Raw genomic sequence first — 25,093 nt, 5'->3', positions numbered from 1 at the left:
GACGCCGCCGTGACACACCGACGCCCGGCGCTCGTCTCGGCGAGCGCCGGGCGTCCGTGGATGCGATGGCCGGGGCCGTCAGGCCGTACCGGTGACGTGGTGCGCGTACAGAGGAAGGGTGACCCCCTCAGCTCGCGCGGAGGCCCGCCTGGCGAGCCCACGCGACCGCGTCGGCGCGGGTCGACACGCCGATCTTGCGGTAGACGCTGCGGACCTGCGACTTGACGGTGTTCCGCGTGACGAACAGCTTTGTTGCGATCTGCTCGAGGGTCACGTCCTCGCTCAGGTTGGACAGAACGACCTGCTCGCGACGCGTCAGCGGGTTGACGGACAGAACGGGCGCCGTGCGCTCCAGCTCGATGATGCTCATGTGATCCTCCTGGGGCAGCCGGTCGGCCGCGGGGGTGACCGACCTGCGATGTGCTGCTGACCATTGAGAGGTGCTGCGGAGCAGTTCATGACGGCGTTCCGTCGACGAGTTCGTGGCGTAGCTCACCGACGCCTCTGACCTGCGCAGACACCCGTCTTTTCACCCGCTCCGGGCCCGCTGGGCCGCTTCCGGAGCGGGTGAAAAGCGGGTGATGGCGTCTCAGCCTGCGAGCACGGCGTACTCCGCGGCGTCGATCAGGTCTCCGCGTGAGGTGATCTCGACCTTCAGCAGCCACCCCGCTCCGAACGGGTCGGAGTTGACGAGCGCCGGGTCGTCGATCGCGGCCTGGTTGACCTCCACGACCGTCCCGGACACGGGCGCGTACAGCTCGGAGACCGACTTGGTCGACTCGATCTCGCCCACGACGTCACCCGCCGAGATCTGCGCGCCCACCTCGGGCAGCTCCAGGTAGACGACGTCGCCGAGCGCGTCGGCGGCGTGCGACGTGATGCCGATGACGGCGGGCGACGACGCGTCGACCCACTCGTGCTCGCGCGAGTACTGCAGGTTCTCGGGGTAGCTGGCCATGGCCTCTCCTACGGGGCGGGGCGCGCCGGGCGCGCGGGCGGGTGCTGGGGTCGAGGGTACGGCGCTCAGGCGCGCCGGTAGAAGGGGAGCGGGACGACGACGAACGGTTCGGCGCGCCCGCGCACGTCGACCGCGAGCTCGGTTCCCTCGGCCGACACCTCGGGCGTCACGTAGGCCATCGCGATCGGGTGCCCGAGCGTGGGGGACGGCGCCGCCGAGGTCACGGTGCCGACCTTGACGCCGACCTTGACGCCGGCCTCGACGCCGGCGCGGCCGGGCTCCCCCGCGGCTCGCGTGACGACGTCATAGCCGGCTCGCGCCGAACGGCGGCCCTCGCCGCGCAGGCCCACGAGCACGCGGGCGGGAGCGGAGACCTTGCGAGCGGCGAGCGCGTCGCGCCCGACGAACGCGAGCCGCTCCCCCGCCGCGTCGGTCTTGTCGAGGCGTACGACACGTCCCAGACCGGCCTCGTACGGGGTCGTCGTCGTGTCGAGCTCGTGCCCGTACAGCGGCATCCCCGCCTCGAGCCGCAGCGAGTCCCGCGCTGCGAGCCCGGCGGGCACGAGGCCGTGCCCGGCGCCCGCCGCGAGCAGCGCACGCCACAGCGCGACGGCGTCGGCGGCGTCGACGAACAGCTCGAAGCCGTCCTCGCCCGTGTACCCGGTGCGCGCGACCAGCGCCTCCACCCCGTCGCCCACCTGGAGGAAGGCGGGCGACGCCGCGTAGTAGCGCAGCGCACGCACGGCGTCGGCGGCCGCGGGGGCGACGAGCGACGTGACGATCTGCTCGGCACGCGGCCCCTGCACCGCGACGAGCGCGGTGCTCGCCGACCGGTCCGTCACGACGACGTCGTCGCCCGCCGCCCGCGCGGTCAGCTCGCGCGCGACCATGGCCGCGTTGCCCGCGTTCGCGACGACCAGGAAGTGCTCGTCCGCGAGCCGGTAGACGATGAGGTCGTCGAGGACCGAGCCGTCGTCGGCGCAGATCATCGAGTACTTCGCGCGGCCGACGGCGATCGCGGCGGCGCTGCCGACGAGCGCACGGTCCAGCGCGGTCGCGGCTCCGGGACCCTCCAGGTGGATCTCCCCCATGTGGGACAGGTCGAACAGCCCGGCGGCCGCGCGCACCGCACGGTGCTCGGCGAGGTCCGAGGTGTAGCGCAGCGGCATGAGCCAGCCGCCGAAGCCCGTCATCACGGCACCCAGCGCGCGGTGCTCGGCGTCCAGGGGCGTGGTCTTCTCGTCGCTCACGGGTGCTCCTTCGGGGGTCGTCAGGCGTAGGACTCGACGGGCGGGCAGGCGCAGATCAGCGTGCGGTCCCCGCGTGCGGCGTCGATGCGCCGCACGGGCGGCCAGTACTTGCCCGCCCGCAGCGACGGGACGGGGTAGGCCGCCAGCTCGCGCGGGTACGGGTGGGTCCACGTGTCGGCGGTGACCGAGGCCGCGGTGTGCGGGGCGCCCCGCAGCGGGTTGTCGTCGGCGGGCCACGTGCCGGCGCCGACGGCGTCGATCTCCCCGCGGATCGCGATCATCGCGTCGACGAACCGGTCGAGCTCGGCGAGGTCCTCGGACTCGGTGGGCTCGACCATGAGCGTGCCGGGCACGGGGAACGCGAGCGTCGGCGCGTGGAACCCGTAGTCCATGAGGCGCTTGGCGACGTCCTCGGCGGTGACGCCCGTCGCCGCCGTCAGGGGGCGCAGGTCGAGGATGCATTCGTGCGCGACCAGCCCGTTCGGGCCGGTGTAGAGCGTCGGGTAGTGCGGGGCGAGGCGCGCGGCGACGTAGTTCGCGGTCAGCACGGCGGCCTTGGTCGCGTGGGTCAGGCCGTCGGGCCCCATGAGCGCGAGGTAGGCGTAGGAGATCGGCAGGATCCCGGCCGATCCGTGCGGTGCCGCGCTCACCGGTGCGGGCCCCTCGGCCGGGGCCGCCGACGGCGTCGGGTCCCCCGGCAGGAACTGGGCGAGGTGCGCGGCCACGGCGACCGGTCCGACGCCGGGCCCGCCGCCGCCGTGCGGGATGCAGAACGTCTTGTGCAGGTTGAGGTGCGAGACGTCGCCGCCGAGCTCGGCGGGCCGGGCGAGCCCGACCAGCGCGTTCAGGTTGGCGCCGTCGATGTACACCTGACCACCCACGCGATGTACTGCGTCGCACACCTCGCGGACGTGCTCCTCGTAGACGCCGTGCGTCGAGGGGTAGGTGATCATGATCGCGGCCACGCGCCCACCGTGCTCCGCCAGCTTGGCACGCAGGTCGTCGAGCGCGATCGCACCGTCGGCGGCCGTCGCGACCACGACGACGCGCAGCCCCGCGAGCGCCGCGGACGCGGCGTTGGTGCCGTGCGCCGACGCGGGGATGAGCACGACGTCGCGATCCCCTCGCCGCGCGAGCGGTGGTAGCCGCGGATCGCGAGCAGCCCGGCGAGCTCGCCCTGCGAGCCGGCGTTGGGCTGGAGCGAGACCGCGGCGTACCCCGTGATCTCGGCGAGCTGCGACTCCAGGGTGGCCACGAGACGTGCGTATCCCTGCGCCTGACCTGCGGGGACGCAGGGGTGCAGGTCGGCGAAGCCTGGCCAGGAGATGGCCTCCATCTCGGCGGCCGCATTGAGCTTCATGGTGCACGAGCCGAGCGGGATCATCGTGCGGTCGAGCGCGAGGTCCTTGTCGGACAGCGCACGCAGGTAGCGCAGGAGGGCCGTCTCCGACCGGTGGGTGTGGAAGACGGGGTGCTGGAGGTAGGGGGTGCTCCTGCGCAGGCCCGCCGGGAGGGCGGGAACCGCCGGTCGCGCAACGGGCGCCGTGACCCCGCAGGCGCGCAGGACGGCGGCGACGTCGTCGGCCGTGGTGGTCTCGTCGCACGCGATCTGTACGTGATCGGGGTCTGGGTTGTACAGGTTGTAGCCCGCGGCTGCGGCGGCCTCCGTGACGGCGCGCGCACGGCCCGGAACGGCCACGCGGACCGTGTCGAAGAAGGCCTCGTGCTCGACCGGGAAGCCCGCTGCGCCCAGCGCGGCCGCCAGGCAGGACGCGTGCGCGTGGACGCGCTCGGCGATCGCGCGCAGCCCCTCGGGGCCGTGGTGGACGGCGTACATGGCGGCGACGATCGCCAGCAGCGCCTGAGCGGTGCAGATGTTGCTCGTCGCCTTCTCGCGGCGGATGTGCTGCTCACGCGTCGACAACGCCAGGCGGTAGGCCGTGGCGCCGTCGGCGTCCACGGAGACGCCGACGAGGCGGCCCGGGAGCTGCCGCTCCAAGCCCTTGCGCACCGCGATGTAGGCGGCGTGCGGGCCGCCGTAGAACAGCGGGACGCCCAGCCGCTGCGCCGAGCCGACCGCGACGTCCGCGCCCAGCTCACCGGGGGAGACCAGCAGCGTGAGCGCGAGCGGGTCGGTCGCGATCGTGACCAGCGCCCTACGCTCCTTGGCCTCGGCCACGACACCGCGCGCGTCGAGGATCCTGCCGCTGGCGCCCGTCTGGGCGACGACGACGCCCACCAGGTCGCCGTCGGGCAGCGTGCCGCCGTCGGCCGTGACCGACGCGAGCCCGGCTGCGAGCCCGTCGTCGAGCGACGCGACCACCACCGGCAGCCCGACCGCCTCGGCGCGGCCCCGCGTGACCGCGAGCGTCTGCGGGAACAGGTCGGCGTCGAGGACGACGAAGCCGGTGCGCGCGCGCGACGCGCGCCACATGAGGGCCACCGCCTCGGCGACCGCGGTCGCCTCGTCGAGCAGCGACGCGCCTGCGACCTCCAGACCCGTGAGGTCCTCGATCACCTGCTGGAAGGTCAGGAGCGCCTCGAGCCGGCCCTGGCTGATCTCGGGCTGGTAGGGCGTGTACGCGGTGTACCAGGCGGGGGACTCCAGCACGTTGCGGCGGATCACCGCGGGCGTGTGCGTCCCGTAGTAGCCGAGGCCGATCATGGGGCGCTTGACCTCGTTCGTCGCCGCCAGGCCGCGCAGGTCGGCCAGCACCTGCGCCTCGGTGCGCGCGGGCGGCAGGTCGAGCGGGCGGTGCGTGCGGATCGCCTCGGGCACCGCGGCGTCGACCAGCGCGTCGAGGGTCGGGTAGCCCAGCGCGTCGAGCATCGCGCGCACCTGTGCGCTGCCGTCGGCACCCGGGCCGACGTGGCGGTCGGCGAAGAGGTCTTCGGCAGGGCCTGGGGTGTGGCTGGTCACGGTGCGCTCCGGTGGTGAGGCGTCGGGGGACTGCTGAGCCCCTCCCCGCTCTGTCATCGGACCTGAGAGTTTTGCCGCCGCCCCGAAGGGCGCCGGCTTGCACCGTCGGTGGGCCGCCGCACGGCCGGGGCCGCGCGAGGACCGCTTTCCAGAGTTGCCTCGTCGCGACGGTACGGGGCCTGAGAGATTCCCGGGGAGGGTTTGCTCCTTCGGCGCCGTCGGCCGTTCCCGGGGGACCGTCCGACGAGCTCTCCCGTCGCGATTCGATCGGCGTTCGTGCGTGTCGTGCTCCGCCGATCCTACTCAGGCGTGGCGCGTGCGCGTGAAGTGCCTCACGCGCACGCGCACGCGCACGCTCACGCGAGCTGGAGCCGGGAGGCGACCTCGATCATGATCTCGAGGACGGCGCGCACGGCCGGGCCCGGCTCGTGGCGGGTCGCGCGGTGCCGCACGAAGAGCTGCCGCTCACCGAGCCCGGGCAGGCGCACGACGCGCAGCCCGTCGTTGCCCGCGATGCCGTCGAGCGCGAGCGCCGGCAGCAGAGCGACGCCCTGACCTGCGGCCACGAGCGCGAGCGTGGTGTCGAAGTCGTACGTGGAGTGAACGGTGGCGATCGTCGTCCCGAGCGAGCGGGCCACGCGCTGGAGCGCACGGTCGGCGGCGGTGCCGGCTTCGGAGGCGACGAACGTCAGGCGGGCGAGGTCACCGATGTGCTCGGGCGGCGCCATGAGGGTCGGGATGACGAGACGCCACGGCTCGTCGAGAAGCATGACGTCACGCGAGCCCTTGGGGGCCGGGTTGTTCATCTCGGAGTCTCGTTCGAGCACGACGAGGTCGAGGTCGCCCGCGCGCAGCTTGCGCACGGCCTCGGCCGGCTCGGCCTCGCGCACGTCGGGCTGCACACCGGGGTACCGCTCGGCGAGCGGAGCGAGAGCGGGCGCGATGACGGCGCGAATCGCCGTCTGGAACGCACCGATCGCGACGCGCCCCGAGACGCCGTCGCCGAGCGCCACGATCGCCTGGCGAGCCTCGACGAGCTCGGCCTCGATGCGCTCGGCGGCCTCGGCCAGCACACGGCCGGCGGGGTCAGCGTGACGCCGCGTGGGCCGCGGTCGAGCACGGCGAAGCCTTCCTCGGCCTCGAGCCGTGCGATCTGCTGCGACACGGCAGAGGGCGTGACGCGCAACAGGTCGGCGGCAGCGAGCACCCCTCCGGCACGATGAACTGCCAAGAGGAACGCGAGACGGCGCGGGTCGGTGGCCATGTAGTAATACTACATGGCTGGTCCACAATTGTTCGGTTGCGCTGAAGTCTCGGACGCGGGAGCATAGGAGGCGCGCGCGGCGCCGAGCCCACCACGGGCAGCGCCGGGCGACCACAACCTCCTCCCCGCGGGCACCGGCCCGCCCGAGCCGCGCCCGGAGCCCGCCATGTCGCTGATCGCCATCACCACCGTCTTCGGCTGGGTCGGGGCAGTCGCGGGCATCCTGGCCTACGGCATGGTCAGCCGGGGACGCTGGGGCGCAGGCTCGTTCGCCTTCCAGCTCACCAACCTGTGCGCCGCGACCGCGATGCTCCTGGTCGCCGCCGTCAACGGCGTCTGGCCCTCGGCCGCCGCCAACTTCGCCTGGATCGCCATCGGTACGCACTCCACGGTGGTCATCTGGCGCAAGCGCGCCGCCGCCCGAGCCCAGGCCCGCACGTCGCAGGCAGCACTCGACCTGGCCGCCTGACCCGGCGCCCCAGCCGGCCCCACCTCACCGCCGCCGGGCCCGGACCACCTCGGGCAGCACCGCCCACAGCCCCACCAGCAGCACCAGCGCTGCCGCACCGGCCGCCACCCCGGCACCGCGGCCGACGACGACGTCGAACACCAGCGCGACCACCCCGGTCACGACCAGGGCCAGCAGGAACAACGCCGCGCGCGTCATCCGGTCGGCCGCCATCACCAGCTGGCGCTTGAGGTGCCGTCGGAACAGCACGCGGTGCATCGCCACAGGAGCGACCGCCAGGCCCGTCGTGAGCGCCGCGAGCCCCACGAGCACCAGATACGCGTGACGCTGGGCCCCGGTCAGCGCCACGAACCGCGGCTGGAACGGCAGCGTCAGCAAGAACCCGGTGAGGATCTGCACGCCCGTCTGCATGACGCGCAGCTCCTGGAGCAGCTCGTTCCAGTTCCGGTCGGACCGCTGTTCCGGCGTCTCGTCACGGCCGTCGAGGACGTCCATGAACCGACGGTAGTCCGGTCAGGGCCCACCGGGGACGAGGAAGACACGCTCTGCCGCCTTGCGCAGCCACTCGCGCTGCGCGGGCGTCAGCGGAGCGCTGCCCGCCGCGGCCGCGGCGGCGTCCTGCCCGGCGTCCGAGGCGACATGGCCGACGAACGCCTTCACGAACCGGCCCGTCGCCTCGTCCTCGTAGCGCGAGCACACCAGCAGGTACGACACCAGGACGAGCGGGTACGCGTTCGGGTTCGTCGTCGTGCGGTCGAGGCGGTAGGACAGGTCGTCCTCGTACCGCACCGGGTTGCGCGGTGACAGGCCGGCCGCACCGGCCGCGCCCTCGGCGCTCGATGCGACCCACTGGTCGCCGACGAGGATCGACGCCGCCCCCAGGCCTCCCGCCTGCGAGGCGTCGGCGTAGGTGACGGCTCCCGGCGTGCCCTTGACGACGCCGACGACGCCGCTCGTGCCCTCGGCCGACGACCCGTCCGGCAGGGGCCACGACGACGCGGGCTCGTGGGGCCAGTCCGCGGGCGCGGTGGCATGCAGGTAGTCGGTGAAGTTCTCCGTGGTGCCCGACGAGTCCGAGCGGTGCACCGGGATGACCGCGAGGTCGGGCAGGGCGACGCCCGGGTTGTCCGCAGCGATCGCGGCGTCGTCCCACGACTCGATCTCGCCCGTGAACAGGCCGGCGATGGTCCCCGGCGACAGGCGCAGCTCCTCGACGCCCGGAACGTCGAACGCGACGACGATCGGGCTGATGTACACCGGCAGGTCGACGGCGTTGCCTCCCGCGCACACGGCGGCGGACGCGTCCATCTCCTCATCGGTCAAGGGCACGTCGGTCGCACCGAAGTCGGCGGTTCCCGCCAGGAACTCCGCCCGCCCCTTGCCCGACCCGGCCGGGTCGAACGCCACCGTGACGCCGTCGTGCTCCCCGGCGAACCCTGCCGTCCAGGCAGCCATCGCCCTCTCCTGGGACGACGCCCCGACGCCGCGGAACGTGCCGGAGATCGCGGCGGGCCCGGGCGTCTCTGCCGTGCCGGGCGCCGCGGCGCCCGGTACGGTGCACGCCGCAAGCGGCGGGATCGTCAGGGCAAGGACGACGGCCGCGCGCGCGGCGCGGGAGTGCAGACGGCTCACGACCGCCCGACCCTAGTCGTCGTCGGCCTCGGCGTCACACCCGCCAGGGCGAACCGCTCACCGCCGGGCCCGGACCACCTCGAGGTCGACCACGACGGCACAGTGGTCGCTGATCCCGGCGTCGACCGCGCGCGCCGGGCCGAGGGCACGGACGGCGTACCGGGCCGCGGGCTCGACGCGGTCGGGATCGACGCCTTCCGGATCGACGGGGCCAGGATCGACGGGGCCAGGCTCTCGCGCATCGGGCGCGGCGACGCCGTCGGGCGCGGCGATGCCGTCGGCGAGCACGTGGTCGATCCGCAGGAAGGGCCGGTGCCGCGGGTACGTCGGTACGTGGACGAGCTCGTGCCACCCGGTGCGGGCCGCCGGCTCGTCGCCCCGGATGTTGAAGTCGCCGAGCAGCACGAGGGGCCGCGGCGCCGTGCGCAGGCGGCGCACCAGCCACCGCAGCTGCCTCCGGTTCCACCGCCGCCCGGTCGTCAGGTGCGTGGTCACGACGGTCAGCGGCCCGCCGGGCGTCTCGACGACGGCGGCGAGCGCCGCGCGCGGCTCGTCGCGGCCGAGCTGGAGGCGCCCGAAGGGCCATGGCGAGCCGAGCGGGAGCCGCACGTGCCACCACTCACGCACGGGCAGGCGCGAGACCAGGGCGATGCCGTAGCCGGGGACGGCGTCGGGCTCGTCGCCGCGCGCGCGGCGCCGCGACCGCCAGGTGCCCAGGTACGCGCGCACGGCGGCCCGGCCGGCGGGGGAGCGGAGCACCCGCGCGGACGCGGCCCAGCGGGCACGCCCGCGCGATGCGACGGCGGGGGCGAGCACGGCCGCCGGGTCCTTCGGCGCCTCCCCGGGCATGGCTCGCCGCGGGTCGACGGTGCCGGCGACGGTGGGCACGAAGCGGTACTCGCTCGCTCCGACGGCGTCGGCGACCATGCGTGCCAGGTCGGCCTCGCCGGACCGCTGCTGGCCGCGGTCGACCTCCTGCAGCGCGACGACGTCGCCGCCCAGCCCTGCGACGGCCCGGGCGAGCAGCGCGGGGTCGACGGTCCCGTCGGGCCGTGTCCCGTGCTGCACGTTGAAGGTCACGAGTCGCACGCTCATCGCCCCATGCTGACCGGGACGGCACCCGCCTGCGACCGCACCGCGCCCGGTGCCGGTCGCGTGACGCGCCGGGCCGCGGCGGCTACAGCGTGCGCTGCCACGCGGCGATGCGGTCGGCGGCGCGGGTCACCGTCTCGGGGGACGCGGCGAACGACAGGCGTACCCACTCGTGGCCGGCGACGCCGTCGAAGTCGGTGCCCGGGGTGATCGCGACGTCGGCCTCCTCGAGCAGGCGCGCGCAGTAGGTGACCGAGTCCAGGCCCGTGGCGGCGATGTTGCCGTAGAGGTAGAACGCCCCGTCCGCCGGTGCGACGGGCTCCCAGCCGAGCTCGTGCGCGCGCTCGAGCAGCGCGGCACGCGAGGTCGCGTACCGTTCGACGTTGGCGGCCGCGGCCGCGTACCCCTCGGTGCTGAACGCCGCGATGCCCGCGTGCTGGGCGAGCGCGGGCGGCGAGAGGGCGACATTCCCGGCGAGCGCTCCGACGGGCGCGACGAGCTCCTCGGGCAGCACCAGCCAGCCGAGCCGCCACCCCGTCATCGCCCAGTACTTGGAGAACGAGTTCACGACGACGGCGCCCCGGTCCATGTACAGAGCCGCTGTCGCTTGTTGTACGTCACTCTCGCCGCCGCCGTAGGCGATGCCGTGGTAGATCTCGTCGCTGATGAGCCGCACCTCGTGGTCCGCGCACCAGCGCGCGACGGCGTCGAGCTCGGCGGGGGCGATCATCGTCCCGGTCGGGTTCGCGGGGCTCGCGACGAGCACGCCGTCGAGCCCGCCGTCGTAGTACGCCCCCATGAGCTGCGAGACGGTGGGCTGGTAGCGCGTCTCGGGCCCGCAGTCGAGCTCGACGACCTCGCACCCGAGCGCCGCGAGGATGTTCTTGTACGCCGGGTATCCGGGCCGCGCGAGCGCGACGCGGTCCCCGACGTCGAACGCGGCGAGGAAGGCGAGCACGAACCCGCCGCTCGATCCGGTCGTCACGGCGATGCGCGCCGGGTCGACCTCGACGTCGTACCAGCGCCGGTAGTGGCCCGCGATCGCCTCGCGCAGCGCGGGCACGCCCAGGGCCTCGGTGTACCCGAGGTCGCCCGAGCGCAGCAGGTCGATCGCCCTCTCGCGCACGACGTCGGAGGCACCCGTGGACGGTTCGCCCGCGCACAGGTTGAGCACGTCGCGCCCCGCGGCCCGCCGCGCGTTGGCGGCGGCCAGGATCTCCATGACCGCGAACGGGGGGACGTGGGACCGGCGCGAGACCTTCATGAACCCATCCTGGCCGAGATCCGCCAGTCCCGAGAACCGCAGGTCGCCCCGCGGCAGGGGAGTCGCAGGCGTGGCCCGTGCGTCTGATCGCTCTTGGCGTACCGGCCTCCCGCCGCACGGCCGGGCGCGGCTACGGTACGACCTCGGCACCAGACGAAGGGAGCGGAATGAACCACGTGATCGCGCTGGGCTCGGCATGCGTCGTGACTCTCTGGGGAGCGCGCCGCACCGTCTGGGTCCTGCGGGGCGCACGCGTCACCCTTCTCCCCTGGGGTGGGCCGCGGTCCGGTCGCTGGCTCGACGCGGGGCTGTGCCTCGTGATCGTCGGGGGCCTGACCGCGCTCGCTGCCGGCGGTGGACCCCGCTGGTGGTGGGTCCCCTGGTGTGCGTTTCTGGTGGCCGGTGGCGTGCTCGGCACCTACCGCAGCCCGTCCCGCCCCGTGAGCACCGACGCCCAGGAGTAGTCGCGCCGCACCGCGCCGTACGGTGTACGTCGTGACCACCGCCGCCGACGTCGTCGCCGCCATCCGCACCGCCATCCCGGCCCCTGTCCGGCCGACCACCGTCGACACGTTCCTCGACGGCGACCCCGACCGGGAGGTCGCCGGGATCGCGGTCACCACGATGGCCACGCTCGACGTCCTGCGCCGCGCCGACGACGCCGGGGCCACCCTGGTCATCACGCACGAGCCGCTCTACTTCGCGCACGCCGACGACGCCCGCGCCGCCCTCGAGTCCGAGGACGACCCCGTGTACAACGCCAAGCGCGCCTTGGTACGCGAGCGGGGCCTCGTCGTCTGGCACCTGCACGACCAGTGGCACGACCAGCGCCCCGACGGCGTCGACGCCGCCACCGCCGACGCGCTCGGCTGGACCCTCGACCCGGCCGCGGGCGCCGCGATCGCCACCATCGACGAGACGACGCTCGGCGACCTCGCCCGTCACGTCGCTCGCCGGCTCGGCGCGACGGCGCTGCGCTTCACGGGCGACCCCGCCGCGCGCGTGCGCCGGGTGGGCCTCGACCTCGGCTTCCGCGGCGCCACCCGCAACCGTGCCCTGCTGCGCCGCGACGACGTCGACGTCGCGGTGCTCGGCGAGGCCCACGAGTGGGAGACGGGGGAGTACGCCGTCGATGCGGTCGCGGCGGGCATCGCGCGAGGCGTCGTCGTCGTCGGGCACGTGCCCAGCGAGCAGGCCGGGATGCGCGCCGTCGCACACTGGCTGCCGGGGGTGCTCGAGCAGGCCGGCATCGCGGTCCCGGTGACGTTCGTCGAGACGCCGGACACGTTCCGCACCCTATGAGGCCGCACGCCGCAGGCACGGGGCCGTGCGCGCGACGGCGTCGTCCCGACACCGGGACCGCGACCGCCGCAGCGCACACACCGGCATGTCGTCCTACGGTCGGGGCGTGAGCGACGTGTCCACGGGCCGGCAGCCCCAGGAACGCCAGGCCCCGCCGGGACCAGCAACCGGCGCAGGCTCCTGGGAGCCCGACGTCCTGCCCGGATTCGAGCGGCTCACCCTCCCGCTCGCGCCCGACGACGAGGGCGACGTCGTCGCGACCCTCGTGCGCCGAGCGCGCACCACGGACCCCGCGCACACCGACGCGGGCGTCGACCTGCTGTACGTCCACGGCTGGATCGACTACTTCTTCCAGGCGCACCTCGCCGACTTCTGGGAGGGGCTGGGCGTGCGCTTCCACGCCCTGGACCTGCGCAAGTACGGCCGCAGCCTCCTGCCGCACCAGACGCCCGGGTACACCGACGACCTCGCGGTCTACGACGAGGAGATCGACGCCGCGCTCGCGGTGCTGGGCGAGACCCCCCGCAAGCTGCTGCTCATGGGCCACTCCACGGGCGGGCTCACACTCGCCCTGTGGGCCCACCGCCACCCGGGCCGTGCCGACGGCCTCGTGCTCAACAGCCCGTGGCTGGAGTTCCAGACGCGCTACCTGGGCCGCCGGGTGCTCGAGGGCCCCGTGCGCGCACAGGCCGCCGTCGCGCCGCGCAGCCACCTCGTCAACGTCGACCAAGGCTTCTACGTCCGCACGATCTCCCGCCGGTACGAGGGCGAGTGGGACTACGACCCGGCGTGGCGCCCCGACGCGGGGTGGCGGGCCACCCCGGCGTGGCTCGCCGCCGTCTTCGACGGGCACGAGAGCGTCGCCCACGGCCTGAGCATCGACGTGCCGATCCTCGTGCTGCTCTCGGCGCGATCGACGCCGCCCGTCCGCTGGCACGAGGAGATGAAGCGCACCGACTCAGTGCTCGACGTGCCCGGCGTGGCCCGCCGCGTGCCGCAGCTCGGCTCGGTGGTGACGCTCGTGCGGATCGACGGCGCGCTGCACGACGTCACCCTGTCGGCGCGCGAGGTCCGCGAGGCGGTGTGGCGCGAGACGGCCCGCTGGTTCCGCGGCTACATCGCGCCGCCGCCGGCCCCCGTGGAACGGCGTCCCTGGTGGCGCCGCCTGTTCGGCTGAGCGGTCGGCGCCGAGCAGTCAGCGCAGCTCGCGGACGAGTTCCTCCTCGCGCCCGATCGACCCCTCGAACACCGCACCCGACGCCACGAACCCCGCTTTGGCATACGCGGCGCGCGCCCGAGCGTTGTCCGCGTGGACGTACAGCCGCGCGCGTTCGGCGCCATGTGCACGCCCCCAGCCGACGACGGCGTCGATCGCGCGCTGGATCAGCCCTCGCCCGCGGTGGTCCGGGTGCAGCCAGACCCCGACGATGTGGACCTGCCGCTGCCGCACGGCACGGCCTTCGAAGTCGGTCGATCCCGCATCCTCGACCAGCCCGGTCACCGAACCGACCCACCGTTCGGCACCGTCGACCACGACGTAGTGCGCGACGGCGCCTCCGGTGGCCGACGCGGCGGCACGCCGCCGCCAGAACTCGTCGGGCCGCGCCGCGGCGGCCGCATAGCTCTCGAGGAACGCCTGGTGCGCCAGCGGGTCCTGGAGGGAGGCGAGACGGATCGCCCGCGTGGCCTCCCACTCGTCGGCGCGCGCCCGCCGCACGGTCTCCATGTGCGGCATCCTCTCGCTCACGACGGCATCGGCGCCGCCTCGGCATCGGCCCCTCGGCCGGGGCCCCGGTCGGCGCCTCAGCTACCGAGGCGTTCCTTGACGTACGCGACGATCCCCGGCGTCGCCGCCTCCAGCTCCCGCAACGTCACCTCGAACGCCTCCGCACCGCCGTACCAGGGGTCGTCGACGTCGAGCACGTCCTCGCCGACCCCAGCACGCAGCTCGGGGGCCTCGGGGTCAAAGGACCGGAACAGGCGGATCTCGCAGCGGGCCGCGCCGTCGTCGGGCACGAGCCGACGCAGCGCCCGCGCGTGGTGTGCCGTCATGGGCAGCAGCAGGTCGCGGCACGCGACCTCGTCGGAGGTCACGCGGTGCGCGCGGTGGTCGTCCCCGACGGGGTACCCGTGGGCGGCCAGCACACGCTGCGCGCGGCGGTCGACAGGGTTTCCCTCCTCCTCCGCGCTGACGCCCGAGGAGTCCACGGACACCCTTCCGTCCAGGCCCTCGGCCGCGAACGCCTCCCGCAGCACGACCTCCGCCATGGGGGACCGGCAGATGTTGCCGGTACACACAGTCATCACCCGGTACGGCTCGCTCATGTGCTGCATCCTCTCGCACGGGGCGCCCAGCCGGGGACCGCGCGTCGCTTCCCCACGTCCTCGCCGGTGAGCGCAGGGGCCGCCCAGCGGGCTGACCACGCCCGTCGGCGCCGCCCTGACCATCGCGAGCCCGGACACGACCGGGCGTGTCGCATCGCGCACCACCACGCCGACGACGCCGCCGCGCACCGCCCCGCGAGCACGGCACGTCCCCTCGGACGGCGCCCCGTGACGGAGCGCGGTTCGCGGCCACCCGGACGGTTCGCCCTGCGGGCAAAACCGTGGACCGCGCGGCCGGGCGGGCGTAGCGTCTGCCTCACATCAAGAAGGGAGGTGATCCGAGCAGATGAAGTCTCTTCGGACCGATGAGGTGGTCGCGCGCTAGCGCGTCCTGATCTTTCCTCCGCCGGCACCCGTCAGGGCCGGCGGTGACAGGGACCTGGTGGCGACAACCACGCGACCACCGGAGTCCGCGGGCGCCGCGCACTCGTCCAGCGCGGCAGGGGCACCCGCCCCGGCCCGCGGGCTCTCCTGTGTCTCCGCGGGCCCGGCGTCCGAGCCCTGTCAGAGTGGCGCGAAACGCTGCCGCAGCGGGCAGAACTCGTTGCCCTCAGGGTCGGCCGGCACGTGCCAGGACTCCTCGCCCGTCTGGCCGACATCGGCCGCGCCCCGAGAGCCAGCAGGCGCGCGAGCTCCGCGCCGAGCACGAGTCCACCGAAACCTGCTCCCCGGGCGGACGGAACGTGCCCTACGCCTCGCCGAGCTCCACATGATCCGACGTGAGCTCGAAGCTCCCCGACGTCTCGACGACGACGGCAAGCATCGGCGTCGTCGCCCAGGTCTGATGGATCTCGCCCTTCTCCCACACGACGACGACGCCGCTGGCCACAGCGTGCATCACATCGTCCTCGGCCGCTACGACTCCTGCGCCGTCGATCACGGCGAACGCCTGTGTGAGCGTGGCCGGATGCCGCCCGATCGTTCCGCCGGCGGCGACCCTCGCGATCGAGATGCGCGTCTCCGCCGCGTCCACGGCGGCGGGAAGGAACTCCATGGCCGTGCCATCGCTCTCGAAGCGATCGAGAGCGGCCGTCGGAAGCTTGAACATCCTCACCCTGCCAGCCTACGTTTCGCGGTTTCGCGTGACCGCTCGAAGACCGACGCCTCGAGGGTCGGTGCGCAGTCCGATCCGTCACGGCGCCCGGCATGCCGGTCCCGGCGCGTCCGAACACGAGAGTCCCGGCGTGATCCCCGGTCGGCGTTCCCACTCGGCATCGGCGAACAGGACTGCAGCACGAGCAGGTGACGCCCAGCGTGCAGGCGCCGTGACGTGCTGCTGGCACGATCGTCGTCGTGCCCAGACCCCATCCCAAGGCTGCTTGGCGAACGATGCCGACTACCGTTCCGAGGGCGGCTGGTGGGCGGCGACTTCGAGCTCAGCAGCACCGCTCGGGTCGCACTCGCCGCCTGAAGACCATCGCGACCAGTTCGTGTGGCAGTCCCATCGACGCAGTCTCCTGCGCGTGAGCACGCCTCAGATCGTGGGGGTGGACAGGTTCCCGCTGCGGCGGGTCCGAGCGGTCGCACTCGGCCTGCTGGCAGGCCCCCTGATGGCGACGGCCGGGTTGGTGTTCGTGGCCCTGGCTCTGTGGGGCGACGTGTCGGTCCCAGCCCGCGTCGTGCTGGGCGTCGTGGGCGCAGTCGCCGCACTCTTCTTCGGGGCGGCCAGCATCGGCTGGCTCATCCTCGCGGTTCACCCAGCGGCTGGCCTGACGATCGACGGCGAAGGGTTCGAGGACCGCTCCTCGTTCGGCGCGGCGGGCAGGGTCTCATGGTGTGACGTGGCCGACGTCAGAGTTGTCAACACCTGTGGTCAGCCCACCCTGCTCGTCCGAGTCGTCGACCGGGATGCGCTGCTCGCCCGGATGGGTCCGTGGGCGCGACGGACGGCGCGCACGAACGCCCGGATCATGGGTGGGGCGCCCGTAGGGATCTCGCTGAACGCGGTGCGCGGGGGACCGGTCGCAGTGGTCGACGCGTTCCAGGCCCGATGGGAGCGTTGGCGCGTCACCCAACACGCGGTCGTCGCGCCGGCGCTCCAGTTCCCGGCCGATCCCTGGCGTTCGGCGCCAGGCGGCAACCCACCGGCGCGGCGCCCGACCGACGGTTGGTCCGTCGCGTCACTCGTCACGGGCCTCCTCGGCCTGGGCCCCGTCGCGGCCGTGCTCGGGTTCGTGGGCGTTCGCCGCACTCGGGACGCACTACGGCGTGGGCGCGGGATGGCGGTCACAGGCATCGTGCTGGGCCTCGTCGGAACCATCGTCGGCATCGTCTTCGTGGCGCTCGCCACGACGCAGCCGAGCGCCGAGCCGGGGTACACCTACGGCGACAACCCTCGCCTGGACACCTTGTGGGACCAGTGCCAGGCGGGCGACATGGGCGCCTGCGACGACCTGTACTTCTCCTCCACGTGGCACAGCGACTACGAGCGCTTCGGTGACACCTGCGGGGGTCGGACCAACGGTTACGCGCGATGCGACCCCTGAGCGCGCGACGAGCGGTCGCCGCTCTCCCTTCACGCTCCCGGTCGCCACACCGGGTCCGCCAGGACCGCCAGGCCCTCGGTCGCATGTGCTGGCAGGGCAGCGACCACACCCCGTGGAGCGCACCTGGCTCCCCCTTGCCTTCGGTACGCGACTGGTGGCACAAGGCTCATTGAGGCTCAGTAGCCGTCATCGTCCAGCCCGAACGGGTCCAAGCCGTAGGGACTGTCCGGCAAACCGTCACCGTCCGTGTCTGGCATGTCCTTGAGGCGCTCACGCGTGTCGTCGGCGATTCTTTGAAGATTCTTCTTCATGCGTTCACGAGTGGCCGGGTCATCAAGATCGACTCCCTGGTCCTCGAACACCTTCCGCTGTTCGGGTGTCAGCCCTTCGATGAAAGCGTCGATGTCGCTATCGGTGACGGTATAACTGTCATCATATTCATCATCGCCGATACCCGAGCCACCGCTGTCCAAACCGGGGTCCTCAGCGGAGTCCTCGCTCTCGCTGGACCAGGGTGCATCGGCCTTGCTGCCGTCATCGAACGACTGCTCCGAGTTCTTGAAGGCTTCCTCGGCCTTGTCAACCTCAGCGTTGACGTTCGCGATCGTGCCGACGATCACCAGCACACTCAGCACGAGCGTGGCAGCAAGAGAAACGGCGGAGATGATGATGCCCCACAGCGCCAGCTTGTTGTCGAAGCCAGCCTTCTTGGACTTGCTGCGGCCGATGATCGAGCAGATCAGGCCGCCGATCGGGACGACGAACGCTCCGATGAGCCCGACCAGCCCGAGCGTCTTGCCCGGGTCCTCGGCCACAGAAGGCTGCTGCCTGTACGGACCGGGCTGATACGGAGATCCGTAGACCGGAGGGGTCTGGGTCTGGGTCCATCCCTGGTATATGCCAGGGGGCGGCTGCGCCGGCGCTCCGCTCGGAGGGAGAGGTACTCCGCCTTGCATCTGACCCGTAGGGGGTGTGGGTCCGAAGTTGCTATCCACTGATGCCCTTGCCTTTCTCGTGACCTTGCCATGCTGCGTGGCCGCCGAGCGAGGCACGGCAGACGGGGCCTTCACCCAAGATCCTGGACACGCTCGTCGTCGATGACACGGCCCGGGCCAGGGTAGTGGTGTGAACCTTCTCGAAGGCTTCGGGCGACAGGTATTCGCAGGCGAGTGGCGTCGATTGGCGCAGTGACGGCTCGCCCGCCGGAACACGGCCCGGCGGGCGGTGTCCTCCTCGGCAAAGGCGTGCTCACCGGCGAGCATCTCGCGCTTGACGGTCGCGGTGAATGACTCCACCAGAGCGTTGTCCGCCGATGAGCCGGCCGCGGCGACCGAAGCGACCGCCGGTTCAGCTCGTGCCACCTTCCAGGCCCCGTCGACGCCATGGTTCGCCTCGTGGACTGGCGGCATCAACGTCGGCCCGCTCGACCCAGGTCCGCAACGCCTCCGGGTGGACCCGAGGCGGGACGATCGCCAGCTCTCGCACACGTCTGCCGGACAGTCCGGCCGGCAGGCGCAACCGCGCCGTCCCTCAGACACGAGGGGAAGCCACTCGTGCGGCATGAAGTGGCCATGGCGTGTTGCCCCGCGAACGAGCGTGGAGGGTTTCGGGTGCGGACCCCGACACACCAACCCGACGCGCTATGGGTGGGCGAGGCCGGTCTGGTAGGCGAGGACGACGAGCTGGGCGCGGTCTCGCAGGCCGAGCTTGAGGATGGCGCGGTTGACGTGGGTCTTGACGGTCAGCGGTGAGATGTACAGGCGGTCGGCGATCTCCTGGTTGCTCAGCCCCTCGGCAACCAGTGCGGAGACCTGGCGTTCGCGTTCGGTCAGGTCTCGCAGCCGGTCCTCACCGCCCGCCGCGGGGGCGGTCGGCGCGGCGAGGAAGGTGCCGATCAGCGCGCGTGTCGCGGCGGGTGACAGGAGCGCCTCGCCGGCGGCGACGAGGCGGACGGCGTCGAGGAGGTCGTCGGGCGCGACGGCCTTGCTCAGGAAGCCGCTGGCTCCGGCGCGCAGCGCCTCGAAGACGTACTCGTCCTGTTCGAACGTGGTCACGATGAGGACCTTGATGCCGGCCAGGGAGTCGTCCGAGCTGATCTGCTGGGTCGCAGCGAGCCCGTCGACGTCGGGCATGCGGATGTCCATGAGCACGACGTCGGCGCGCTCGGCGCGCGCGACCCGGACGGCCTGGGCGCCGTCGGGCGCTTCGCCGACGACCTGCATGTCGGGTGCGGAGTCGATGATGACGCGAAAGCCGAGGCGCACGAGCGCCTGGTCGTCCGCGATGACGACCTTGATGGTCACGCCGGTCTCTCCTTGGTGGACGTGGGCAGGTGGGCGACGACGGCGAAGCCGCCGTCCGGGGTGGGCCTGGCGTCGAGGGTCCCGCCGGCACCGGTGACGCGTTCGCGCATGCCGACCAGGCCGAGGCCGCTGCCGGGCACCGCGTCGGCCGTCGACCGCGGGGCGGTCTCGGCCCGGGGGTTGGTGACGGTGATCTCGAGGTCGCCGCGGCAGGTGATGGTCACCGTGACCGGGGCGCCCGGGGCGTGCTTGCGGGCGTTGGTCAGCGCCTCCTGCACGACGCGGAACGCGGCCAGGTCGACGTCGGGGGGCAGCGTTGTCGGGACGGGCCCGAGGTGCAGGTGCACGGAGGTCCCGTCCGCGCGGACCGCTTCGACGAGGGCCGCGACGTCGTCGAGCCCGCGCACCGGTGCCGTCACCGCGTCGACGGCGGCGCCGTCGCGGCGCAGCACGGCCAGCACGGAGTGAAGCTCGCCGAGGACGGTCTTGGCCGAGGTGCGGATGTTGCGCACGGCGTCGGCGACGACCTGCTCGTCACGGCCGAGCATGTGCTCGGCCATCCCCGCCTGGACGCTGATCGCGGACACGTGGTGGGCCATGACGTCGTGCAGCTCGCGCGCGATCCGCAGCCGTTCCTCGGCGACCCGGCGGCGGGCGGCCTCCTCACGCCCCTGCTCGGCGCGCACGGCCCGGTCCGTGAGCGCGGCGACCGTGTCGCGGCGGCTACGGATCGCGATGGCGATCGCCGTCAGGGTCCACAACCACAGCACCACGTCCTCGCGGCGCAGCAGGCCGTCGCTCGCGAACGCGGTCGCGAGGGCGAGCCCCTCGAAGATGACCGTGGCCGCCCCGGCGGCGATGATCGCCTTGCGCGGCGGCCGGGCGAGCGCGTAACCGAAGACGGCGACGCTCATCGCGACCTGGGCGAGGTTCACGACGTGACCGCTCACGATCCCCGTGTAGGTCGCGGCGGCCGTGATCGCGAGCGTGCCTGCCGGGTGCCGCCGCAGCTGCGTCAGGGCGGTCGCGCTGACAACCGTCAGGACCACGTCGACCCAGGTCGGCGACCCGATCGCCGGCGCATACGGGCGCAGCACGAGCGGCAGCACGAGGAAGACGACGGCGAGGGCCGCGGCGAGGATCAGCTCGCCGCGGCCCACGCGCGCCGTCGTCCAGGACACGGGCCTCACGGTACGTCCCGCGTCACGGCTCGGGTCCACCGACCGGCGCCCGCCGTCACACGTCGCGCCTCTGGACCAGGACGGCGCTCGCGCCGACGACCACCACGACCCAGGCGACCAGGACGACGACGGCAACCGGGCCAGGCAGGACGTCGGCGCTGGCAGCATGCACCGTGGTGAACGCGGAAGCCGCCGAGTTCGGCAGGAACTGCAGCACGGCGTCCCAGGAGTCGGGGAGCAGACCCTGAGCCAGGTTCGGCACCACGAGGATCCCCGCGACGACGAGGAGCACGGCCCCGGCGACGTTGCGCAGCAGGATGCCGACCCCGAGCCCGATCAGGCCGATCGCCGACAGGTACCCGGCCATGCCCAGCAGCGACCCGATCGTGTGCGCGTCGAAGAAGGGTGCCGTGGCCTGCCCGCGCGCCGACAGCACCAGGGTCCCGACGAGGAACGCGGCGAAGACGGCGACCAGGGACACCACCACCAGCAGCCCGGCGAAGACCGCGGTCTTCGCGGCGACCACCCGCCACCGGCGCGGGTCACCGCGAACGTGCTCGCCACCATGCGTGAGCCGTACTCGCGGGCACCCGCGATGGACCCGAGGACACCGGCGATCATCACGGCCAGGTCCGAACCGCCCAGCACGGTCGCCAGAGGATCGGACGCCTGACCGGGAGCTGCCGTGATCAGGATCCCGGCCAGCGCCGCGACCCCCACCATGACCAGCGCCAGCAGCCCGCAGGTCAACCACGTCCCGCGCAGCGAGCGCGCCTTGATCCACTCCGAGCGCACCACACGCGCGAACGTCTGCCGGTAGGCGGTGCCCGCCTCCCTGGTGCCGGCCGGCGTCCTGTCCATCACTGCCGCGGTCATCACGCCGCCTCCTTCGTCTCGATGCTGTCCTGCGCGGCGCTGGCATGCGCGGACCCGGAGCCGTACTCCACGCTCCCGCGCGTCAACGCCCAGTACGCCGACTCCAGGCTGGCGCCCACCGGCGCCAGGTGATGCAGCCGCACCCCGGCCTGGGCGGCGATGTCACCGATCTGCCCCGCGTCCAGGCCACGGACCTGCACCAGCGCGTCGTCGCCCACCGCAACCGACCCGCCCGCCCGCGCCAGCAACGGCACGAGCACCGCCGCGTCAGGCGAACCCACCGACACCGCGCCCCCGGTCGAACGGGCGATGAACTCCTCGATCGGGCTGTCCGCCAAGATCCGACCCTGCCCGATCACCAGCAGATGGTCCGCCACCAGCTCCATCTCGCTCATCAGGTGCGAGGACAGCAAGATCGTGCAGCCCTCCCCAGCGAGCTGCGTGAGCAGGTTCCGGATCCACTGGATCCCGTCGACGTCCAGACCGTTGACCGGCTCGTCCAGGATCAGCACCTGCGGCTCGGCCAGCAACGCCGCAGCGATGCCCAGCCGCTGACTCATGCCCAAAGAGAACAGCCCCACCCGGCGGTGCGCCACCTCCGACAGGCCGACGACCTCCAGCACCGCCTCCACCCGCCGCGGCCCCGCACCCACCGTCGCACCCAGCGCGAGCAGATGGTTGCGCGCCGACCGCGCGCCGTCGGCAGCCTTCGCGTCCAACAGCGCGCCCACCTCGGACAACGGCGCACTTGACCGCTCGAACGGGCGCCCGTTGACCAACGCCCGCCCCGACGTCGGACGATCCAGCCCGAGAATCGCGCGCATCGTCGTCGACTTGCCCGCACCATTCGGCCCCAGGAACCCGGTCACCCTCCCGGCTGGACGACAGCACTCACATGGTCCACGGCAACCTTCGAGCCGTACACCTTGGTCAACTCCTGCAACTCGATCATGAGGAATCCTTCGTTCGGTTCCCTCAAGGCTCCCCGGGTCGCCGCGGCTTGTCGTCGTCCCGACGAAGCGTCGTCAGTACTCCATCCAGAGCACATCGACCCACCCGACCGGTCCGGCGAGATCCGAGCTCTGCCGGGCCTGGACCAAGACCGCCGACGAGATTCCCGCGAAAGCCAACCGCCAGAGGACTTCAGAGCCGAACCACTAGACCTTCCGCCACCATCGATCAGAGCTCATCTCGGCGGGGACCTTCAAGTCATCCGGGTCGAGGCCGAGGTCTTCAAGTCGGTCAAACCACGCGGTACGCATCGAGGTCGGCAAGCGCGTGCCGCAGAAGGGGCAGTAGTCGAGCACGAGTCCTGACGTTCCCCCGTCCAGGATCTGGATTGACCACTCGCGGACCACCGGGTCGTACTGCAGTGGCACGTCGACGTCGGCAAGCGCCGCCCCAGTCGCGGACAATGGTGGTCACTTGACACGGATGGTCCCCCGGGAAGGCCGGCCTCGTGATGGCTCCGGACTCGCGATCTTGGGCGTATCGGTCTCCTGTCCCGGGGCCCAATCCCACGTTGGCGGCACTCACGGAGCCGGCTCCCACGCAACTGCGTCACCAGGCCCAGCGCTGAGCACCTCGCCGCTTGGCATGTACAGCATCCACGCTTCCATTCCGTCCGGGCGTTCGTATGGCTCGACGGTCAGCGCCAGCCCACCCTCGAAGACCATCTCGAACCCATTCGGGCGTCGCGCTGCGCAGACTCGCTGCAGGCCTCTTTCGGAGATCAGCGCCGCGGCGCTTTCGATCTCGTCTCGATCGGACTCCGAGTTGACGCAAGTGTCATCCGCGCGAATCACCCAGTTTGAGCCATAAATCCAGAGATGGAACTGCCCGTGCGGGACACCTTCAACCATCACCGGGGCATTCCGAACTCGATCGTCAGGAAACTTCCCCAACCCGCCTGAGCACCCCAGGCGCTCAGTCCCACTAGGCGCCCGAGGGCATCACCAGCCTCGGAGCTGGCGGCACAATCCAATACTGTCACCCCCGAACATCGCACCCCCGAACATCGGCAGGATCTCGTCAACAATGTCATGGCAAGACGCAGGTCTGCACGATGGTGTCCGGCCACACGGCACCCACGGAGCCGGGCGGGGCGTCAGCGCCGGCGAGAAGAAGCACCGACGCGACGTCTTCGCAGCCCGCGGCGCCTACACCCTCGGGCGGCGAGCTCGGTCAAGCAGTCACACCTGTGCGTTCAGCGCGCCCGCCTCGATGCGGCTCGGCGAGCCCGCCTACGCCGGACAACTGCGTCGCTACACCCGCACTCGCCTGAAGCGGGGTCACGCCCCGCCCGACACCGACGGCACCACGGTCACGCCGACAACACAGCAGCAACGCCAGAGCATCGACGACGACGTCGGAGCGCCAGCCCACGCCCCGGGCGCACCCGCACGTCTGCGAGCCGGGCCGAACGGAACCGCCGTGGGTGGTTTCGACAGGCTCAGCCACCAGGGCGCAGCGCCGACAGCCGGCCGGAAACGACGAAACCCCCGACCGGATCAACCGGCCGAGGGTTTCGGCAACAGGATCGCTTCCCACTGGGAAACGTCCCCCACGTGCGCGAGGGGGAGTTGAACCCCCACGCCCTTTCGGGCACACGGACCTGAACCGTGCGCGTCTGCCTATTCCGCCACTCGCGCGTGCCGGAGAACAGTAACACGGTGCGGGCGACCCCCTCGAATCGCTCCGCGCTCGTGCTCGCTACCAGCGGCACCGCGGCGCACGCGACCGTGGCGCGACCTGTCGGAGGCCGCCCAGGACGCCGTTGGGCGACGATTTCTTCAAGCCTTCCGCCAGTCGTTCACACGAATCACGGTCATGATCCCGTGCCCTTGCCTACGATCTAGGTAGTCTGCCCGCGGTGTCGTCTGTGCCCGGCGACCTGCGACGTCGGATCCCGTTCGGGGCCCGGATCACCGTCGCGGGGCCCGGTCCCTGGCGACAGACGGCACGAAACACGTGCGTCGGGCACGCGAGAGGAGGTGGCATGGGCGTCCTGGACCGCTTCGAGAAGGGGGTGGAGCGTGCGATGAACAACGCGTTCTCCAAGATCGGCCGTAGCGAGGTGAAGCCGGTGGAGCTGGCGAGCCGTCTACGCCGCGAGCTCGACGACCGCGCTGCCGTCATGGGCCGCGACCGGACGGTGGCGCCCAACGAGCTGACCATCGAGCTCTCGCCCGAGGACTTCGCGCAGATCGAGGCGTGGGGTGCCGAGACTCTGGCGGACGAGCTCGCCACCAACCTCACCGAGTACGCCGCGAGCCAGCACTACGCGTTCGTCGGCCCGGTCAGCGTGTCGTTCGAGGAACACGAGGACCTGGCGAGCGGCCGCTTCCAGGTGCGTTCGGCGTCCGTGCGCGGTTCCGTCGCCCCCGCGACGACGACGGCCCGAGCACTCGGCACCCGCTCATCGACATCGACGGCCAGCGCTACCTGCTCACCGGCCCTGTCACCGTGATCGGGCGTGACGCCGACGCGGACATCGTCGTCGACGACCCGGGTGTCTCTCGGCGGCACCTGGAGATCCGCGTGACGCCCGACGGCGTCATCGCCACGGACCTCGGGTCGACCAACGGGTTGTACGTCGAGGGTCATCAGGTTCCGGCCGCGACGCTGCTCGACGGCAACACCCTGACCATCGGCCGAACGCGGATCATGTTCTGGTCCGGCTCGGCCGCCACAGAGACCGAGGACTGGTGA

22 protein-coding genes, 1 tRNA gene, 4 pseudogenes and 1 riboswitch are annotated in these 25,093 nt (G+C 72.5%); of the genes and pseudogenes, 6 read left to right on the top strand and 21 right to left on the bottom strand.

All coding sequences use genetic code 11. The features are described from left to right. Positions 1-127: 127 nt before the first annotated feature. From ET495_RS13265 to ET495_RS18900, 6 genes and pseudogenes are all read right to left on the bottom strand, one after another. Positions 128-370, bottom strand: a complete 243-nt coding sequence (locus tag ET495_RS13265; RefSeq protein ID WP_129205190.1) for a LuxR C-terminal-related transcriptional regulator — start codon at positions 368-370, stop codon at positions 128-130. Positions 371-589: 219 nt separating this feature from the next. Beyond that, the gene (gcvH, locus tag ET495_RS13260) at positions 590-958 is read right to left on the bottom strand and encodes a glycine cleavage system protein GcvH (protein ID WP_129205189.1); all 369 of its coding nucleotides are present in this window, start codon (positions 956-958) and stop codon (positions 590-592) included. Positions 959-1,023: 65 nt separating this feature from the next. Continuing rightward, positions 1,024-2,208: a glycine cleavage system aminomethyltransferase GcvT gene (gene gcvT / locus ET495_RS13255; protein ID WP_129205188.1), complete on the bottom strand. Its 1,185-nt coding sequence runs from the start codon at positions 2,206-2,208 to the stop codon at positions 1,024-1,026. A 20-nt stretch (positions 2,209-2,228) separates the two neighbouring features. Further along, positions 2,229-5,185 (bottom strand): annotated as a pseudogene (gene gcvP / locus ET495_RS13250) (aminomethyl-transferring glycine dehydrogenase). Between the two features lie 101 nt (positions 5,186-5,286). Further along, positions 5,287-5,394: riboswitch (glycine riboswitch) on the bottom strand. Between the two features lie 90 nt (positions 5,395-5,484). After that, complete coding sequence (locus ET495_RS13245; RefSeq protein WP_245993074.1) at positions 5,485-6,201, bottom strand: LysR substrate-binding domain-containing protein; 717 nt, start codon at positions 6,199-6,201, stop codon at positions 5,485-5,487. A 68-nt stretch (positions 6,202-6,269) separates the two neighbouring features. Next, positions 6,270-6,392, bottom strand: a pseudogene (locus ET495_RS18900) (helix-turn-helix domain-containing protein); the annotation flags it as partial. 166 nt (positions 6,393-6,558) lie between these two features. Between ET495_RS18900 and ET495_RS13240 the strand changes: the two are divergent. Then, positions 6,559-6,861, top strand: coding sequence for a CBU_0592 family membrane protein (locus ET495_RS13240; protein ID WP_129205187.1), 303 nt, complete (start codon positions 6,559-6,561; stop codon positions 6,859-6,861). A gap of 24 nt (positions 6,862-6,885) precedes the next feature. On the opposite strand, the gene ET495_RS13235 is transcribed toward ET495_RS13240, so the two are convergent. From ET495_RS13235 to ET495_RS13220, 4 genes are all read right to left on the bottom strand, one after another. Beyond that, positions 6,886-7,356: a DUF6328 family protein gene (locus ET495_RS13235; protein ID WP_129205186.1), complete on the bottom strand. Its 471-nt coding sequence runs from the start codon at positions 7,354-7,356 to the stop codon at positions 6,886-6,888. Between the two features lie 18 nt (positions 7,357-7,374). Then, complete coding sequence (locus ET495_RS13230; protein WP_129205185.1) at positions 7,375-8,493, bottom strand: phosphate ABC transporter substrate-binding protein PstS; 1,119 nt, start codon at positions 8,491-8,493, stop codon at positions 7,375-7,377. Between the two features lie 57 nt (positions 8,494-8,550). After that, entirely contained in the window at positions 8,551-9,588 is a 1,038-nt protein-coding gene (locus ET495_RS13225) for an endonuclease/exonuclease/phosphatase family protein (protein ID WP_129205184.1), read from the bottom strand. An 82-nt stretch (positions 9,589-9,670) separates the two neighbouring features. Beyond that, entirely contained in the window at positions 9,671-10,849 is a 1,179-nt protein-coding gene (locus ET495_RS13220) for a pyridoxal phosphate-dependent aminotransferase (RefSeq protein WP_129205183.1), read from the bottom strand. A 167-nt stretch (positions 10,850-11,016) separates the two neighbouring features. Between ET495_RS13220 and ET495_RS13215 the strand changes: the two genes are divergently transcribed. The 3 genes from ET495_RS13215 to ET495_RS13205 all read left to right on the top strand — a co-directional run bounded on the left by ET495_RS13215 (position 11,017) and on the right by ET495_RS13205 (position 13,328). Next, the gene (locus tag ET495_RS13215) at positions 11,017-11,313 is read left to right on the top strand and encodes a hypothetical protein (protein WP_129205182.1); all 297 of its coding nucleotides are present in this window, start codon (positions 11,017-11,019) and stop codon (positions 11,311-11,313) included. A 31-nt stretch (positions 11,314-11,344) separates the two neighbouring features. Beyond that, positions 11,345-12,151, top strand: a complete 807-nt coding sequence (locus ET495_RS13210; RefSeq protein ID WP_129205181.1) for a Nif3-like dinuclear metal center hexameric protein — start codon at positions 11,345-11,347, stop codon at positions 12,149-12,151. A gap of 106 nt (positions 12,152-12,257) precedes the next feature. Next, positions 12,258-13,328: an alpha/beta hydrolase gene (locus ET495_RS13205; RefSeq protein ID WP_342770111.1), complete on the top strand. Its 1,071-nt coding sequence runs from the start codon at positions 12,258-12,260 to the stop codon at positions 13,326-13,328. Between the two features lie 18 nt (positions 13,329-13,346). Here ET495_RS13205 and ET495_RS13200 read toward each other — a convergent pair whose 3' ends face one another. The 4 genes and pseudogenes from ET495_RS13200 to ET495_RS13185 all read right to left on the bottom strand — a co-directional run bounded on the left by ET495_RS13200 (position 13,347) and on the right by ET495_RS13185 (position 15,590). Continuing rightward, positions 13,347-13,877 (bottom strand): GNAT family N-acetyltransferase, encoded by a 531-nt coding sequence (locus tag ET495_RS13200; RefSeq protein WP_129205179.1) that lies wholly within the window; start codon positions 13,875-13,877, stop codon positions 13,347-13,349. A 77-nt stretch (positions 13,878-13,954) separates the two neighbouring features. After that, positions 13,955-14,476 carry a low molecular weight protein-tyrosine-phosphatase gene (locus tag ET495_RS13195; RefSeq protein WP_129205178.1) on the bottom strand — a complete coding sequence of 174 codons (522 nt, stop codon included), beginning with the start codon at positions 14,474-14,476 and terminating at the stop codon, positions 13,955-13,957. A 564-nt stretch (positions 14,477-15,040) separates the two neighbouring features. Beyond that, positions 15,041-15,174, bottom strand: a pseudogene (locus ET495_RS18895) (VOC family protein); the annotation flags it as partial. Between the two features lie 50 nt (positions 15,175-15,224). Beyond that, the gene (locus tag ET495_RS13185; RefSeq protein WP_129205177.1) at positions 15,225-15,590 is read right to left on the bottom strand and encodes a hypothetical protein; all 366 of its coding nucleotides are present in this window, start codon (positions 15,588-15,590) and stop codon (positions 15,225-15,227) included. A gap of 409 nt (positions 15,591-15,999) precedes the next feature. On the opposite strand from ET495_RS13185, the gene ET495_RS18890 reads away from it, so the two are divergent. Next, the gene (locus tag ET495_RS18890) at positions 16,000-17,022 is read left to right on the top strand and encodes a DUF4190 domain-containing protein (RefSeq protein ID WP_245993073.1); all 1,023 of its coding nucleotides are present in this window, start codon (positions 16,000-16,002) and stop codon (positions 17,020-17,022) included. A 176-nt stretch (positions 17,023-17,198) separates the two neighbouring features. Here ET495_RS18890 and ET495_RS13175 read toward each other — a convergent pair whose 3' ends face one another. From ET495_RS13175 to ET495_RS13150, 7 genes are all read right to left on the bottom strand, one after another. Continuing rightward, positions 17,199-17,837 (bottom strand): DUF4190 domain-containing protein, encoded by a 639-nt coding sequence (locus tag ET495_RS13175; protein ID WP_129205176.1) that lies wholly within the window; start codon positions 17,835-17,837, stop codon positions 17,199-17,201. A gap of 825 nt (positions 17,838-18,662) precedes the next feature. Beyond that, positions 18,663-19,325, bottom strand: coding sequence for a response regulator transcription factor (locus tag ET495_RS13170; RefSeq protein ID WP_129205175.1), 663 nt, complete (start codon positions 19,323-19,325; stop codon positions 18,663-18,665). Further along, the gene (locus tag ET495_RS13165) at positions 19,322-20,506 is read right to left on the bottom strand and encodes a sensor histidine kinase (protein ID WP_162616482.1); all 1,185 of its coding nucleotides are present in this window, start codon (positions 20,504-20,506) and stop codon (positions 19,322-19,324) included. Before ET495_RS13165 ends, ET495_RS13170 begins: the two co-directional genes overlap by 4 nt. Positions 20,507-20,561: 55 nt before the next feature. Next, positions 20,562-21,032: a hypothetical protein gene (locus tag ET495_RS13160; protein ID WP_129205173.1), complete on the bottom strand. Its 471-nt coding sequence runs from the start codon at positions 21,030-21,032 to the stop codon at positions 20,562-20,564. 349 nt (positions 21,033-21,381) lie between these two features. Then, positions 21,382-22,251: an ATP-binding cassette domain-containing protein gene (locus tag ET495_RS13155; RefSeq protein ID WP_342770110.1), complete on the bottom strand. Its 870-nt coding sequence runs from the start codon at positions 22,249-22,251 to the stop codon at positions 21,382-21,384. Between the two features lie 288 nt (positions 22,252-22,539). Further along, positions 22,540-22,740, bottom strand: coding sequence for a DUF6980 family protein (locus ET495_RS19760; RefSeq protein ID WP_425471236.1), 201 nt, complete (start codon positions 22,738-22,740; stop codon positions 22,540-22,542). A gap of 1,210 nt (positions 22,741-23,950) precedes the next feature. Beyond that, positions 23,951-24,033, bottom strand: a tRNA-Leu gene (locus ET495_RS13150). Between the two features lie 347 nt (positions 24,034-24,380). Here ET495_RS13150 and ET495_RS13145 point away from each other — a divergent pair. Continuing rightward, positions 24,381-25,093, top strand: a pseudogene (locus ET495_RS13145) (FhaA domain-containing protein).

Source organism: Xylanimonas allomyrinae (assembly GCF_004135345.1).
GTDB lineage: Bacteria > Actinomycetota > Actinomycetes > Actinomycetales > Cellulomonadaceae > Xylanimonas > Xylanimonas allomyrinae.
The sequence above is the reverse complement of the archived record's forward strand: the minus strand, read 5'-3'. Positions and strand labels throughout refer to the sequence as shown.

Excerpts from the sequence above, each read along its gene's own strand:
- ET495_RS13195 (WP_129205178.1), bottom strand. The coding sequence starts at position 14,476 with ATGAGCGAGCCGTACCGGGTGATGACTGTGTGTACCGGCAACATCTGC.
- ET495_RS13220 (WP_129205183.1), bottom strand. The coding sequence starts at position 10,849 with ATGAAGGTCTCGCGCCGGTCCCACGTCCCCCCGTTCGCGGTCATGGAG.
- ET495_RS13235 (WP_129205186.1), bottom strand. The coding sequence starts at position 7,356 with ATGGACGTCCTCGACGGCCGTGACGAGACGCCGGAACAGCGGTCCGAC.
- ET495_RS13215 (WP_129205182.1), top strand. The coding sequence starts at position 11,017 with ATGAACCACGTGATCGCGCTGGGCTCGGCATGCGTCGTGACTCTCTGG.
- gcvH (WP_129205189.1), bottom strand. The coding sequence starts at position 958 with ATGGCCAGCTACCCCGAGAACCTGCAGTACTCGCGCGAGCACGAGTGG.
- ET495_RS13265 (WP_129205190.1), bottom strand. The coding sequence starts at position 370 with ATGAGCATCATCGAGCTGGAGCGCACGGCGCCCGTTCTGTCCGTCAAC.
- ET495_RS13225 (WP_129205184.1), bottom strand. The coding sequence starts at position 9,588 with ATGAGCGTGCGACTCGTGACCTTCAACGTGCAGCACGGGACACGGCCC.
- ET495_RS13240 (WP_129205187.1), top strand. The coding sequence starts at position 6,559 with ATGTCGCTGATCGCCATCACCACCGTCTTCGGCTGGGTCGGGGCAGTC.
- ET495_RS13200 (WP_129205179.1), bottom strand. The coding sequence starts at position 13,877 with ATGGAGACCGTGCGGCGGGCGCGCGCCGACGAGTGGGAGGCCACGCGG.